The sequence below is a fragment of the Oceaniovalibus sp. ACAM 378 genome (genome assembly GCF_008085915.1).
Classification (GTDB): Bacteria; Pseudomonadota; Alphaproteobacteria; order Rhodobacterales; family Rhodobacteraceae; genus Oceaniglobus.
The window spans coordinates 13,227-28,108 of record NZ_VSJK01000011.1; the positions used below are offsets into that span (position 1 = coordinate 13,227).

General features: G+C 56.0%; 14 protein-coding genes and 2 pseudogenes. 8 read left to right on the forward strand and 8 right to left on the reverse strand.

Annotation, left to right across the window (positions count from 1 at the left end; all coding sequences use genetic code 11):
- Positions 1-13: 13 nt before the first annotated feature.
- The 5 genes and pseudogenes from FQ320_RS15395 to FQ320_RS15415 form a co-directional block, all read right to left on the reverse strand.
- Positions 14-736: a GntR family transcriptional regulator gene (locus tag FQ320_RS15395; protein ID WP_148473816.1), complete on the reverse strand. Its 723-nt coding sequence runs from the start codon at positions 734-736 to the stop codon at positions 14-16.
- A 404-nt stretch (positions 737-1,140) separates the two neighbouring features.
- The gene (gene tnpB / locus FQ320_RS15400) at positions 1,141-1,359 is read right to left on the reverse strand and encodes an IS66 family insertion sequence element accessory protein TnpB (protein WP_148473818.1); all 219 of its coding nucleotides are present in this window, start codon (positions 1,357-1,359) and stop codon (positions 1,141-1,143) included.
- Positions 1,356-1,637 (reverse strand): hypothetical protein, encoded by a 282-nt coding sequence (locus FQ320_RS15405; RefSeq protein WP_222861615.1) that lies wholly within the window; start codon positions 1,635-1,637, stop codon positions 1,356-1,358. Before FQ320_RS15405 ends, tnpB begins: the two co-directional genes overlap by 4 nt.
- A gap of 26 nt (positions 1,638-1,663) precedes the next feature.
- Positions 1,664-1,827: pseudogene (locus tag FQ320_RS15410) on the reverse strand (DNA repair protein RecN); the annotation flags it as partial.
- A gap of 159 nt (positions 1,828-1,986) precedes the next feature.
- Positions 1,987-2,823, reverse strand: a complete 837-nt coding sequence (locus FQ320_RS15415; RefSeq protein WP_148473822.1) for a LysR family transcriptional regulator — start codon at positions 2,821-2,823, stop codon at positions 1,987-1,989.
- 162 nt (positions 2,824-2,985) lie between these two features.
- Between FQ320_RS15415 and FQ320_RS15420 the strand changes: the two genes are divergently transcribed.
- The 7 genes from FQ320_RS15420 (at position 2,986) to FQ320_RS15450 (ending at position 10,801) form a co-directional block, all read left to right on the forward strand.
- Positions 2,986-3,930 (forward strand): glyoxylate/hydroxypyruvate reductase A, encoded by a 945-nt coding sequence (locus tag FQ320_RS15420; RefSeq protein WP_148473824.1) that lies wholly within the window; start codon positions 2,986-2,988, stop codon positions 3,928-3,930.
- Positions 3,931-3,962: 32 nt separating this feature from the next.
- The gene (locus FQ320_RS15425; RefSeq protein WP_148474114.1) at positions 3,963-5,177 is read left to right on the forward strand and encodes a pyridoxal phosphate-dependent aminotransferase; all 1,215 of its coding nucleotides are present in this window, start codon (positions 3,963-3,965) and stop codon (positions 5,175-5,177) included.
- A gap of 300 nt (positions 5,178-5,477) precedes the next feature.
- Positions 5,478-6,422 carry a LysR substrate-binding domain-containing protein gene (locus FQ320_RS15430; RefSeq protein WP_148473826.1) on the forward strand — a complete coding sequence of 315 codons (945 nt, stop codon included), beginning with the start codon at positions 5,478-5,480 and terminating at the stop codon, positions 6,420-6,422.
- 298 nt (positions 6,423-6,720) lie between these two features.
- Positions 6,721-7,563, forward strand: coding sequence for an aspartate dehydrogenase (locus tag FQ320_RS15435; RefSeq protein WP_148473827.1), 843 nt, complete (start codon positions 6,721-6,723; stop codon positions 7,561-7,563).
- Between the two features lie 69 nt (positions 7,564-7,632).
- Entirely contained in the window at positions 7,633-8,595 is a 963-nt protein-coding gene (locus tag FQ320_RS15440; protein WP_148473829.1) for a tripartite tricarboxylate transporter substrate binding protein, read from the forward strand.
- Between the two features lie 14 nt (positions 8,596-8,609).
- A complete protein-coding gene (locus FQ320_RS15445) occupies positions 8,610-9,098 on the forward strand; it encodes a tripartite tricarboxylate transporter TctB family protein (RefSeq protein WP_148473831.1) in 489 nt (162 codons plus the stop codon).
- An 86-nt stretch (positions 9,099-9,184) separates the two neighbouring features.
- Positions 9,185-10,801 carry a tripartite tricarboxylate transporter permease gene (locus FQ320_RS15450; protein ID WP_255509546.1) on the forward strand — a complete coding sequence of 539 codons (1,617 nt, stop codon included), beginning with the start codon at positions 9,185-9,187 and terminating at the stop codon, positions 10,799-10,801.
- Between the two features lie 203 nt (positions 10,802-11,004).
- On the opposite strand, the gene FQ320_RS15455 is transcribed toward FQ320_RS15450, so the two are convergent.
- Positions 11,005-11,712, reverse strand: a complete 708-nt coding sequence (locus FQ320_RS15455; protein WP_148473835.1) for a DUF3047 domain-containing protein — start codon at positions 11,710-11,712, stop codon at positions 11,005-11,007.
- A 113-nt stretch (positions 11,713-11,825) separates the two neighbouring features.
- Complete coding sequence (locus tag FQ320_RS15460; protein ID WP_187393916.1) at positions 11,826-12,281, reverse strand: DoxX protein; 456 nt, start codon at positions 12,279-12,281, stop codon at positions 11,826-11,828.
- Between the two features lie 755 nt (positions 12,282-13,036).
- Between FQ320_RS15460 and FQ320_RS15470 the strand changes: the two are divergent.
- A pseudogene (locus FQ320_RS15470) lies at positions 13,037-13,291 on the forward strand (ATP-binding protein); the annotation flags it as partial.
- A gap of 396 nt (positions 13,292-13,687) precedes the next feature.
- Here FQ320_RS15470 and FQ320_RS15475 read toward each other — a convergent pair.
- Entirely contained in the window at positions 13,688-14,833 is a 1,146-nt protein-coding gene (locus FQ320_RS15475) for an alpha-D-ribose 1-methylphosphonate 5-triphosphate diphosphatase (RefSeq protein WP_148473839.1), read from the reverse strand.
- Positions 14,834-14,882 lie beyond the last annotated feature (49 nt).

The window sequence follows — 14,882 nt, forward strand, 5'->3', positions numbered from 1 at the left end:
CCTAATCGTTTTGCTAAGCCTCATTCGGCGGCGGGCTGCCTGAACCAAGATTCTCCAAAGGTTCAAAAAAGTCAGGCAACGCACATGCGACCACCGGAATATCTTCTAGAATCCGGCGCAGGTGGTTGCGAATGTGCTGCTCCGCAGTAGCGGCGTCGCCTGCGCGGATCGCCTCGACAATCTGCCGGTGCTGTTTCACCAGAATGCGGCGCGGCAATTGGCGAGCACTTAGGTGTCGGACACGATCCATCTGCGTCTTGAGTGGCTGCAGAAACTCCCATCCTGCACCCTGCCCCGCGATCTCTGCCAGTCGACGATGAAACGCCTCATCCAATATCAAAAACTGGACAGGGTCGTCGTTTTCTATGGCAGCTTCTTGAGTGGTCAGGATAGCGTCAAGTTCACGGCAAATTTCAGGACTTGTGTGTTTTGCGACCCAACGAACGATATCTGCTTCGACAGCTTCCCGTATGAATTGCGCAGACATTACAGCCGCTATGTCAATGCGAAGAACAAAACTGCCACGTTGTGGACGGATCTCGATAAGCGAAGCCTCTGCGAGCTTAATGAAGGCTTCACGCACAGGTTGGCGGCTGGTGCCGTAGCTCGCAGCTATATCAGCTTCGAGAAGTCGGGTGCCAGGCGCCAGATGACCGCGAATAATGCGATTCCGCAATACCCTGTAGAGCTGCGGACCAACGGGCGCACCTAAATCCAAGGTTATGGAACTTTGCATCACATCTATTCTGCTTTTTTGTCTTCATCTTGCAGTACTTTTCTCACCCTGCAGTTAATCAACCATACTAGTCAACATTAATCACTGGAACATTCCACCCGGCGCTGTTGCACGACTGAAATTGGCCGCAACGCCCCTTTTCCCGGACACACTTATCCTGCGGCTATTGAGACGCGTATGCCGTGGGCGGTAAAACGGTTCAGCACTGCAACTATGAGGGCCGGAGCAGAGTCCTCCGTTTCACAGAGTCTGGCATTTAAAGATCGGCGCGCGCTTGGGCAGCTTCGGACAGGCTCTCGGTCCAAATCCCTGTACCATCCGACACCAGATCAAGCGCAGCGGGAACGGGCAGACTGGCAAGGCGGGCGGACAGTCCTGCGAGATGATCAATATTGCATCATCGGCTAGAACGCCGTCCATCTGGCTGGCAAGCGCGTATTGCAGATCCAGCGGGTCGGGACCAAGCGTGCGCAACGTAAGGCCCGGAATGCAAACACGGCACCACTGGTGGGCTTCTGATGCAGGACGTCCTGCGCCGATGCGGCCAACCCCGCGATTCCTTTCCGCATATCTGTCACGCCGCAGGCCAAATATACGCGAACACCGGTGCCAGGACCGATCATGCCGTCTCCACCGCGCCGATCAGAGACGTCAGGGCGACCGGGTCTATTGTGCTCTCAAAATGCAAACAGCGACCGCGCAGACGCAATTCAACAGCGGTTGGTGATAGCGCTTCGGGGACAGGCAGTTGCGGCACCGCAACCCCGGACGTGACCGGAATATCCACAGAATAAAAGAGAGCGCCAGCGTCAGACGACCAAAGCCCTTTCTTTTTCAGGTCGTGGCGCCACGCATAAATTTGTTGTCGCCTACGCTCATGACGCTGGGCCACCTGTGTCACGCTCGCCCCTCCGACCCTAACCGACATGCGGCGACCTGTGGTGAATGGGTGAGGACCAGCACCTGTTGCCCCTCGGCCAGAGCCGACAAACGCCGCCCGACAGCATCGGCGTTGGCCCCGCCGACACCCCGGTCGATCTCGTCAAGATCATCGTCAGGCCAGTCGCTGCGCGAGTCAGGCAAACCTTGATCTGGTCTCGGGACGCGTTGTCAGCTTTTCGATGCGGGAGTTAACACCACATCGGCAAGAAGCGCCGCCTGTTCAGGGCTCCGAAGACAAGGCCGGTGGTGATGACTGATTCTCGAAGCAATCACACCTTGTACAAAACGAGTCTGAAACGCCTTGGCTATTATGATCGGAACAGCCGAACATGGGCTTCGTTAAGGTGACGATGCAGGAGAACCAGATTTCTTTTTTGCTTCAGAGTTGGAAGTGGAATGCGCCGCACCGATGTCAATTCTGCCAGGCCCTGCCAGTCTGGAACGATACTGTATCCGATGCCACGACCAACCGCGATTCCAATAGCCTCCAACGCATCCAACTCACACAGAACGCGATCGTGCGGAATCCATTTCCTGATCCACGGCATGCTAAGTTTCCCGCCCCAACTGGTCGAGTCGTAGATCAATGCCCGCTCGCTGGCGATGATCTGCTCGACCGATCGATCGTCATCCGCTGAAACGATCATGATGAAGGGCTGCGTCTCTATGTGAACAGACGTGATTGATTTCGGGATTCTGAACGGCGGATGAACGACGAAGGCCGCATCGATTTGGTCATCCAGGAGCTTAGCGTACAGGTCTTTTGATGTTCCCGGAACAAAGCTGAGGCTTGCCGTCGGCGCATACTTGGCGAATTGGGCAAGAACATTCGGGATCCGATCGCTCAGCGCCGTCGAGATCGATCCTAGTCGGACAGGTCCACCAAGCCCCGCCTCGTCCAGATCTGTGGCAATCTGGCCGACCTGTTTCGCGATATTACGCAAGCGAGGCAGGATCGATAAACACTGCTGAGTTGGGGCGACCTGCTGCCCCACCCGCCTGATCAGATCTTGCTTCAACTCAGCCTCGATACTCCTGATGCGCTGAGCCACCGCCGCGGGCGTCATGTTTTCCTTGCGCGCGGCGCCAGCAAACGAACCCGAGTCCACCACGGCAAGAAGTGTCTGAATAAAACGCGTGTCCATATGAAACCTATCTTCTGAAAGAACTAAAACATACTAACGGTAACTTTTGAACTTTGGTAGTGATTGGTCGGAACACGTGGGGCGAACCCTGCTATGTCCCGCCCGCCGATCCCGCATGCCGGTTATCAAGCCGCATCAGACTTAAACGCTGAGATATTGCCCATGAAGCCTATCGTCCCTTTTGTTCACAGCTTGTCCGAAGGCGTTGCGCTTGCCTGGGCGGATGCGCTGCAGGGTGCCGCGCCTGACATCGATATCCGTTTCGTCACGGACATCCCGGAAGCCGAGCTGGGCAAAGTCGAAGTGGCGATTGTGGCGAACCCTGATCCGGCGGCCCTGACGTCATTTCCCAATCTGAAATGGGTGCAAAGTCTTTGGGCGGGCGTAGAACGTATCCTGCGCGAGATGCCCGGAGATGAGGTCCAGATTGTTCGTCTGATCGATCCACAACTTGGTGATACCATGGCCGAGGCCGTGCTTGCCTGGACCCTGTACCTGCATCGCTCCATGCCAACATATGCGGCTCAGCAAGCCGAACGGATATGGCTGCAGCACGAACTGCGCACCGCGTCCGAACGCACGATTGGCATCCTCGGTCTGGGCAATCTTGGCCTGAAATCCGCAGAGCGCCTGACGCAGAACGGTTTCAACGTTCTCGGGTGGAGCCGCTCCGCAAAGGATCTGCCGGGGGTAACGACGTTCAACGGCGCTGACGGGCTGGCCGAGATTGCGGCACAGTCGGATATCATCGTCGTCCTACTTCCGTCGACACCAGACACACGCGGATTGCTGGACGCTCGGTTCATCTCGAACATGAAGCGCGGTGGCTCTTTGATCAACTTCGCGCGCGGCGATATCATTGAGCGTGACGACCTCGTCCATGGGTTGGAAGCGCGTCAGATCGAACATGCCGTTCTCGACGTTTTCGCCGTAGAACCCTTACCAGAGACCGATCCGCTTTGGGGCAATCCGCACATCACCATCTTGCCCCATATCTCTGCCCCGACGACCAAGCGCACCGCTTCCGAGGTCGTAGCAACGAACATCAATGGCTATTTCACGACTGGAAAAATGCCAACCACTGTTTCCCGCAAGGCTGGATACTGATCCGCCTGCCACCAAGCTTACTGGAGCCAGATATGACGACTCTCGATGAAAAATTCCGGCTGCTGGCCGCAGACAATGCGCCCGGCCAAGAGGTCCGTCAGAAATTGACCGACCTCGACGCTCACATGCGTGGCGGTCTCTTCAATGGCGTTCCCGTCGATTTCTCCCATGGGGATGTTGACGCTTTTCCGCCAACACCGGGCTCGGACGATGCATGGAATAAGGGCTTCGCGGTCGGCGGACAGCAAGCCTATACTGAATATCGCGGCGCCGCGGCCATCCGCACCGGGCTGGCCGAGCGTCTGGCCGCCTTCACCGGACACCCCATTTCGGCAGAGCGTGAACTGATTATCACCCCCGGCACACAGGGCGCGCTTTTCCTTGCGCTTGGCGCGACAGTCACAGCGGGAACCAAGGTTGCTGTTGTCGAGCCCGACTATTTCGCCAACTCCAAGCTGGTCAGGTTCTTTGGCGGCGAAGTGGTTCCTATCGCTCTGTCCTATTTGGGCAGCCGATCTGAAAACGGTCCCGATCTCGGACAACTTGAGACTGCATTCAGCAACGGCACCGAAGTCCTTGTGTTCTCGACTCCGAACAATCCGACGGGTCTGGTTTATTCAGCAAGCGATATCAATGCGATTGCTGAATTGGCCTCAAAGCATGGCGTGACCGTCATCGTCGATCAGCTTTACTCCCGGCTCCTCTATAGCGGTGAAAGCTACACGCATCTTCGCGCCCATGAAAAGGCGCCCGAAAACCTGATCACCATCATGGGCCCCTCCAAAACCGAGTCGCTCAGTGGCTTCCGGTTGGGCACGGCCTTTGGCACCGCAAAACTGATCGAGCGGATGGAGCGCCTTCAGGCGATCGTTTCGTTGCGAGCAGCGGGATATAATCAGGCCGCGCTTGATACATGGTTCAATGAGCCTGAAGGCTGGATGAACAACCGAATTTCGCAGCATGAAGCAATCCGCGACGAGCTGATTGATATTTTCCGCGAGGCAACTCTTGGCATCGCTGTGCCGCAGGCAGGAAGTTATGTCTTCCCGGCGCTCCCGACATTGACCGTCGCACCGGAAATGTTCGTGCGTTTACTTCGGCATCAGGCTGGTATCACCGTGACACCGGGATCTGAATTCGCTCCGTCAACCAGCGCAAGCATACGGCTGAACTTTTCCCAAGATCATAAGGCGGCGGTTGCGGCTGCAGGACGGATCGTTGAAATGGTCGAAAGGTATAAAGCATGAGCCAGATTGCCCACCGGCCTGTCCCGTAGGGCCGCTATCTGCCTGCCGTGCGCCTCGGCGACTTGATTTATACGTCGGGGTTCACACCACCCAAAGATGGCAAGCTGATATATTCCGGGAGGAAAAAGCCAACGTTTCAGAGGAGATCGACCGGATAGAGGTGCGGCATCCAAGGGAAGATCTCCCAGTCTGCGGCGCGTTCGATTTCGACCGGATTCTGCACCGTGCAACTATTGCCTTGCCCCCGACATTGGGGCCCTATGCACGACAAAAGGTTATCCATCGAGAGGGATTATCCATATGACGCGCCGGTTTCCTTCGCTGAATGCCCTGCGCACTTTTGAAGCGGCTGCGCGTCATTTGAGTTTTTCGAAGGCCGCCGAAGAGCTGAATGTCACTCAGGCCGCCGTGTCACGCCAGATCAAGATACTGGAAGACGACTTTGGCATTGCGCTGTTTCACAGGCGTACCCGGGCTGTGGAATTGACCGAAGCAGGCGGTCGTCTGTATCCGCAGCTGCAGGGAGCATTCAATCAGATCGAAGCCGCCTCCAACAGGGTTTGGGGCAACAGGGGCAGCGGAATTCTTACGGTTTCGGTGCTGCCAACCTTTTCGGTGAAATGGCTGATGCCTCGGCTTCTGAACTTTGCCGAACTCCACCCGGAGATAGAAGTTCATCTGATCAACACCATCGCTCCGGTCGATTTCGACCGTGCGGAGGTGGACCTTGCGATCCGGGTCGGCTCGACCTCACCGCAGTTGAGCAATGCCTCTCAAGTCGGAATTGATCTCTTGATGGTTCGCGGAAGCGAGCCACTGGCTTATCAAGAGCTATTGCCTGACCAGATGATCGCAGTTGCATCGCCCGGTTATCTCGAACGGCACGGTCCGATCGCCACTGCCGAAGATCTGGAGAGGATCACGCTGGTTCACATGGCCACACGCCAGAACGCGTGGAGCGACTACTTTGCCGCAATTGGCTGGCAGCAATTGCCACAGCAGGATGGTCCATCCTATGGCCATTTCTTTTTGTCGCTTCAGGCCGCCATCGAAGGACGGGGTATCGCCTTGGTGCCGCAGATACTTGTCGAAACAGACATACAGGCAGGGCTGTTGGCGCAAGCATTGCCCTACAAGATTCAGAGTGCGGGGGCTTACTACCTGATCGGCCGCAAAAGCGGCTGGCAGCAAGAGAAAACCAAGATCTTTCGAGACTGGATATTGGAGAGTATCGGGGCGGTTTGAGGGCATCGCTTTGAGTGCGCAGTAGCCTCGATCATCGCAGGCGCGGGCGGAAAAGACTGCGGCTCGGAACAGCTCTCAAAATCTGGGGTATAATTAAAAGTTATGCATCGCGGCCCCTATTGTAATTTGTCTAACCCAGCTCCTATGCGCTACGATCTACAGAACGCTGGAATGGCCTAAATGGCGCTTCGCTCGGTCCATGTGGCTGTTATTGAACAACTATCGCTGGTTCCGGATGATGCGCCGACGGTCAGGTTTCTACCGCAAAAACGCGGGACATATTTCAAAAGGAGAGGGCATGCCGAAGAACGAGATAGACACACCTATCGCAGCTGCGCCGACGACACGGGTGGCAATTGCCAGCCTTGGTGCTGTCGGACTCAAGTTGGCGCAGGTTATTGATGCCGGATTTGAGGGGTATCGCCTGACGGCGGTTTCAGCGCGCGATCTTGATGCGGCTGCGGAACGGGTCGCTTCGTTCAGGACGCCGCCAAAGGTGCTCCCGGTTTCAGCGCTTGAAGAATTCGCTGATATAGTGATTGAGTGCGCTCCCGCCGAGATCTTCTCAGACATCGCAGAACCGTTCCTGCGGGCGGGTAAAACAGTCATTGCGCTTTCTGCTGGTGCGGTCCTTCGCAACGAGCATCTGATCAAGATCGCTGCCGACCATGGCGGGCGCATCATAGTGCCGTCAGGCGCTTTGCTGGGACTCGATGCTGTGGCTGCGGCTGCACAAGGCAAAATCGAATCCGTGCGGATGATCACACGCAAGCCCGTGCGTGGCCTCCTTGGCGCGCCGCATCTCGAAACCCATGGCATCGAGATCAAAGACATCACGGAGCCAATGAAGATTTTTGAAGGATCCGCCAGAGAGGCCGCCGTCGGATTTCCGGCAAATCTGAATGTGGCCGTCGCCCTTTCGCTTGCCGGTATCGGGCCCGATCAGACCATGTTGGAAATCTGGGCTGACCCCGCACTTACGCGCAACAACCATCAGATTCAGGTGGTTTCGGATAGTGCGTGTTTTAGTATGCAGATCGAAAACATCCCCTCCGAAAACCCGAAAACGGGTCGGATCACTGCCCAGTCCGTTCTGGCAGTGCTGCACAAGATGAAAAGTCCGTTGCAGGTGGGAACATAGGCCCGGGAAACACAACAATTTCCGGATCTCGAAACGTAAGACACTATAAAAAAACTCAGGGAGATTCGTATGTATCTGTTAAAATCTTCGGCACTTGCAATCGCTTGTTGCCTTGCACCTATTGCATCGTTCGCCGCGGTAGATCTCGAATGTTCGACCGCAAAGGTACTGGTGGGCTTCCCCCCCGGTGGCGGCACTGACTTTCAGGCGCGCGTGGTCGTGGACGCAATCAATGAAGTGTCAGATGGTGTCCGCCTTCAGGTGGTCAACGTCAGTGGCCAAAGCGGCAACAAGGCAGCCCGCGAAGTCATCGACGCCGCACCAGATGGCTGCACGCTGTTCTTTCATCACGCGGCAATTCTCAGCAGCTATCTGACCGGGCGTGCAGAAACATCCTGGGACGCGTTTGCGCCGGTCGCGATGGTAAGCTTTGAGCCGGCAATCTACGCCGCCAGCAAGAATGATGATTTCAACACGCTTGCTGAACTGGTGGACTATGCATCGGCCAACCCCGGCAAAGTAACTGCGGCAGTCAGCGTCGGCTCGGATTCGCATTTTTTCGCACTGCAACTGCAGGACCTGCTCGGCGTTGAGTTGAACTTGGTCGGATATAATGGCGAGGCCGAGCGCGTCACGGCTCTCTTGTCGAACGTCATCCAGTTTGCTCAGGTGACCGAACAGACCGCCGCGCAGTACCTGGGTAATGAGCTGGTGCCTTTAACCTACGCCTACACCGAACGCTCCGAGAGCCTGCCAGACATCCCGACCACAACAGAAGCGGGCTATGATTTCGTCGCAGGCACGACCCGCGGGTTCTTGATGCCCAAAGACACTTCGCCCGAAATAGTTGAGCATTACGCAGATCTCATTGAACAGGCGATGCAGAATGAGTCGGTCAAAGAAGCCTTTGAGCGCTCAGGAACAATCGTCGATTATCGTGACCCCGAAGCCTATACTGCCTGGTGGAAAGAAACCGCAGACAACTGGGAAGTACTGGCAGTCAAACTGGGCATCTTCCAGCCTCGCGGCTGATACCGGTTTGAGCGTTGGAAAAGGAGGCGACTTTGAAGCGAGAGGCGTTGCTCGGAACCGCGACAGTTCTTCTGTGTGCTGTCCTGTATTATGAAACGACCCTTATCGCCGACTATGGGTTCGCTCAAGTCGGAGCGGATGTCTGGCCCAAGATCATTCTTGGCGTGATATCCGCTCTGGCGCTTCTTCAAATCGCGACAGGTTTAATTCGGCCAGCCCCAACCTCAAAAGCTGATGAAGGCATTGCGGTTGAGGGTTGGTTGTTTCGTGCATTTGTGCCGATCACCGTATTTGTCGGCGTGGTTCTTTTTTCGCTGCTTGTGCCCTATATCGGGTTCACATTTTCCGGGCTGATAATGGTATTCATGCTTCTCAGCGTTATCGGTCCGAAATCTCCACGCGCCATTGCGCTGCATGCCGCCATTGCCATCGTATCGGTGTTGAGCGTTACCGCCTTTTTCACACAAGTGATGGGTGTCTTGCTGCCGGGTTGGTCCTTGTGAGATATTTTCCAGGAATGATGGTGTAACAGATGGCGGTGTTGTTTTCAGCCCTGGCCGATATCATGCAGCCCGCGACATTTGCATTGATGGCTCTTGGCGTCTTCGGCGGTTTGGTCGTCGGTGCAATTCCAGGCTTTTCCGCCACGATGGCGATCGTAATTATCCTGCCGCTCACCTACTCTCTGGGCGCAATGCCCGGCCTGGCTGTGATGATCGGTGTCGCCGTCGGTGGCATGTCCGGCGGGTTGGTCTCGGCCATGCTGCTTGGCATTCCCGGTACGCCGGGGTCTGTAGCCACCACCTTTGACGGCCTTCCCCTCGTGCGGCGCGGAGAGCAAGGCAAGGCTTTGGGGCTGGGAGTTTGGTCATCCTGCATCGGCGGCGTGCTGAGCGGCTGCGCCTTGATTGTCTTCGCTCCCTATCTGGGGCGGATCGGCCTTGAAATCGGGCCCTGGGGCTATTTCACCATGGTTCTTTTTGCCCTGACCATAACGGCAAGCCTATCAAGCGGTATGTTGCTCAAGGGACTGATTGCAGCCGCGGCTGGGCTCCTGGCCGCCAGCGTCGGCGAAGAGGAGATGAACGGAGTCACACGATTGACCTTCGGCAACAGGGCAATTGATTCTGGGTTCGACTTCCTGCCCCTCATGATCGGGGTCTTCGCCTTCAGCCAATTGCTAAGCGACATGCCCAACACGAAAGTCGCACGCCGCACCCTGGCAGGTGAATTGCCGCAGAATTCGCCTCGTATTCAGCACCTCTGGGCCATACGAGAGCTGCTCAAACGCTGGACAACCGTCGTGCGTTCAACCGTGATCGGCTTGATCGTTGGGGTCATTCCGGCCACCGGTGCCTCCATCAGCAATATTCTTGCCTATGATCAGGCCAAACGAAACTCGAAGGAACCCGAACAATTCGGCAAGGGTGCCTACGACGGGATCATTGCCCCTGAAACCGCCAACAATGCGACCCAAGGCGGTGCCTTGTTGATGCTTATGGCCCTTGGCATTCCCGGTGATGCCGTGGCTGCAGTGCTGCTGGCGGCGCTTGTCATTCATAATGTTATTCCCGGCCCGAGCTTCATCACCGATGAGCCTGGTCTGGCCTATGGAATCTTTGTCGCGTTTATCCTGTCGCACTTGTTGATGGTGGTGTTTCAGGTGATTTCTCTGCGCTTTTTTCTCAAAGTGGTGAGCCTACCGATATATATCATGGCGGCAGCGGTGCTGTTTTACTGCGCCCTTGGTGCCTACACCGTGAACAATAGCATGTATGACGTATGGGTCATGATCGCTTTTGGTGCTCTGGGGTTCTTTATGACGCGGTTTGGATATCCCATCGCCCCCTTCGTTCTTGGCGTGGTTCTGGGCGGCATTGCCGAGGTCAATCTGATCCGCGCTTTGTCGATCTCCTCAGATTACATGCTCTTTGTGACCAGACCCTGGTCCCTGCTTTTCGTTGGATTGATGCTGTTGTCAGTACTGATGGCCATTGCGGCGCGTCATAGGATATCGGCACGGGCCCTCGCACTCCTGCAATTGCCACTTCTCTTGATCATCTGTGCAGCACTCGCTCAGATGTCGGGCGTCGTACGCCCGGTTTTGTCTATAATCATACTGGTCGGGGCGCTGTTCAATATCTACAAAGCGTTTTATCGCAAAGATGGGGCCAAGGACCCTAAGCGCGGGCGTTGTCAGAACTAGCTAGCCCGCCATGAACATCTGAAGCCCCCGGGCGGGTTACCGTTTCCCGGCGCAATTCCGATCCGTCCCTATCGAACGGACGACATCACCATGAAGCTCGCTGACAAAAGATGCGTCATCATTGGCGGCGCCCACATTTACCGGAAACCCGCTGATCGGCTAAACTATGGTGTCACCTTTATATTCGTAGCGTGAACCATACGCTATTCTGCAGAGGACAAGACGATCTCACGAAAAAATCCGTCGCTGTCCGCGCCAGTGTTGTCGCTGTCACAAAAGAATCCCAGCACCTGTAGCCGCGGCGTCCCCGTACCGCCGATATCGCTGTAAAGCTGGCGCAGATCCACGACTTGATCGTGCCAAATCCCGACATTTTCGTCCAAGCCATTGGCAACCAGATGATGGAAAGTGCCAATGATCTTATAATCACCCGGGGCATACATCCGGTTGCTCCAGATGATCTCGGCTCCTTTGATATCCCCCGCTTCGTTCGAGAATTGCAGATAGAAGCGGAGCGGATGATCATCGCCATCTTCGAGGTCTTCGTCGAGCGAACTTTCGATCGGCATTGTCACTTTCCACTGCCACGAGAGGATCGGCAGATCACTCAGTGCGATATCCGTGTCCCGTGCAAGGATAGAGCCGCTGTTGTGTGTCGTGCAGCGCAACGCAGGCGCGCCGGCTTCTTCGGTCATCTGATACTGGGTGGGTCTGATCCGAAAGAACGTCCGTTCTTTCCAGCCGTCACCAAGATTATCCGTGTCGAGATCATCCAATAGTTTGATCGGCCCCGACCTCGCCACAAGTGGGCTGTCTGTCTCCCAAAACGGTGGGCGCAACCATGAATATGCCGCGTAGCCCGTAGCCAGAATGATTACAAAAGCTACGGTCTTAACGATTGGCTTGCGCATAGTCGTGCCTCCTTATGGTCAGAGATCCTAATGCACCAGCCGGTGCGAAGGTCGCAAATGGAACAAGACCGTGCAGGCTTCAACAACCGAACGTAACATCCTTTTCTCTTCGATCATGGGGTTTTAGCACGCTCATTGCGCCATCCGTCGACTGTGAAATGATCATACTCGCGCAACACGAACAATGCGATCGCCGCACCCAAAGCTGGGACCGCAGCCCACATCAAGTTATTGGGATATTGGGTGAAGTTCATGAGGTTCGGAATTGATGCCAACACCCCGGCTGCCTGCATCAAAGCCATCACAGCATAGCTCATGCCGCGCTGAAAGCCGAGAACGAATGTGAGGACGATCACCATTTGGATTACCCCCACCAACGTCGCCATGTGGCTTGTTACAAACTCAAGCCCGTAGGAGTTTTGGAAAACGTTTTCGAACCATTCGGGGCGATAGAATTTGAGCGAACTCCACACGCCAAAAAAAGCAGCGATGCTGAGCCGCATGATCAGAAGTGAAATGGATATTTTCTTGTCGTACATTACTGGGTCAACTTCCTCTTCCATGGACATCGTTTCACGTCATGCCGTCTTGATCTCGCCGGATCCAGCTTTGTTACGGATCTAGCTATTTCAACCATAGAAGTTATGAGGTTACGAAACACAGTCTTGTTATTCTGTGAGCAAAGGAAACCCGTATTTCCAAAAACTGACGCCCGTACAGGGCTTGGACCCTTATGATTTGAGATGGGGTTCGGCTTCCGCCGGAACCGGCACGAATAGCAAAAATGGACCGTGAGCGTCAAAGCCACCAAGGGCATATTCCGTTGAAACCCTCTTGTTGAATTAAGGCTTGGTCGCTGATTCACTTACGGTAGTGAAGCGGGGGATCTGCGATGCTGGGACCAAGGCAAGAGGCGCAAGGTGCGCTGTTTTATGAGTTCTCGATAGAAGATCATGTCCCGCAGGATCACCTGCTGCGATCCATTGATCGCTTCGTAGATCTGTGCGGTATCCGCCAGCATCTAGCTCCGTTGGTCAATTTGGACACGATCTGGCTAGGCGGAAGGCCGGCTGGGCGGAACGTTGGCAAATTCTTTCGAATTACGGACATCCAGCACGGTCGCGCGTTCGATCTCGCTCCGATTGTTGGCGGGTTCCGGGCGCGCCGCGAGAGGACGTTGGTCAGGGGGAATCTGGCCGTCTTTTGTCCAGCGTCGCAGGGTGTGGTCGCTGATCTGTACTTCGGAACAGGGCAGGAGGCTACGCGCGCCAGCGGCACCGTGATCAGAGCAACTGCGGTTTGGCGGTTTGGAGTGCTGATCATCCTGCTGATCATCGATGAACTGGGCTTCGTTCCGCTCAGCAAGACCGGCGCCGAGTTGCTGTTCGAGGTCATCTCCCACCGCTACGAGCGCGGCTCCCACGTCATCACCTCCAACCTGCCATTCGATGAATGGACCGAGGTCTTCGGCTCAGAGCGCCTCACGGGCGCAATTCCGGACCGCCTGACCCATCACGTGCATATCCATGAAATGAAAGGCGAAAGCTTCGGCTGCGCGAAAGCCGCAAAGCCCAAACCTGAATTCCATAGGTCCGCGATCAGAAGGACTGGCCTGCAGCCAGCGCGCCTTGGCACGCGTCAGCTATCTCCACAGCACGCGTGCCAAGGCGCGGTTAACTCCCAACCAAACTGTCCAATTTTACACCGGGAAACGGACCCGTTTTGCGCCGGGATTGACACAGGGATGACAATGAAGAGACCGCTGTATGCTGCCAAAACAGATGAGGCAGGTCGGATCAATTGCGTTTGGTATGCCGAGGTAAAACGCGCGGCGCCACGGCCGATCCGCAATCCGAACCGGCATCTTCCCCTCCTGCACAATGCAGATTGTGCAGGGTCCAATGTGCAAGCGATCAAGGACTGGATGACGCAAAACGCCAACGCAGCAGCAGAGTGACGCCCACTCAAAGCCGCGTCAGAATACGCGAATGCCCGTGCTCCATGTTTCGTTCAAGACGGGCGTGCCGTCGTTGGCGGCAAACCGTATGACGTCTGCACGTTGTCCAATCCCCAGCGTTCCGCGGTCGGTTAACCCGACAGCCCGCGCCGGTGAGGCTGTGACAGTCCGCATACCGCGCGCTAGATTTCCCCAGATATCGCCGAGCTGGACCGCAGCCATCAACAACCCTGCGGGCACATAATCGGACGACAAAATATCCAGCCGATCGATCTGTGCCAGATCAGCCGCTGCCACATTGCCCGAATGTGACCCGCCCCGGATCAGGTTCGGAGCGCCCATGATTGTGGCGATCCCGTGGGAATGGCAGGCATCGGCAGCGGCGACAGTGGTGGGAAACTCTGCGACGCGCACACCGTAGGACTGGCTGGTGGCAACCTGTTCGAGCGTCGTATCATCATGGCTGGCCAAGGTCGCCCCAAGCCGCGCTGCGGCAGCGACTGTCGCAGCCTCGTGCTTGGTACCCAAACGCGATTGCAGCCCATAAAGAAAGCCAATGTAGTCATTCCATTCGCCGTCACTGAAACTGCGCTTGCCGCGCACATAGGTTTCAAACTTTGACAGGTCCATGAACTGCCGCTGTCCCGGCGTGTGGTCCATCATCGACACAATGCCGATCCGGTCATCGACCGTGAATTCATCAAGCTCCCCTGACAGGGTTTCAGAGCAGATTTCAGCGCGCAAATGGATATGGTGACTGATCCGCAACAGCCCGGCTGCGCGCACATTCAGGATTTCATCGGTCATGCGGCGGGCGTATTTTTCGTATCCCAGATGACCCTCGGACACGATGGACCCCACCCGGATCGCATCGAAGACCGTTGTGATCCCCGTGCCTGCAAGTTCGCGGTCATGGGCCAGAATGGCGGCACGATATGGCCAGTCCACCTTGGGGCGTGGCGCGAGGTGGCGTTCAAGGTTATCGGTGTGCAGTTCAACCAGACCGGGCGCGAGATAGTCACCACCCAGATCAATGGCCCCTTGCGGAACAGCCCCGCCTTGTCCGATATCAGATATGATTCCATCGGTGACGACCAATGACCCCGTCAGGATTTCATCGTTCAGGATCAGTCTGGCATTTGCGAAAATTGTCTGGTTTGTCATGTCACTGTCACGCGGGTTTGGCAGATGCGTTCATCTACTGGGGAATTAC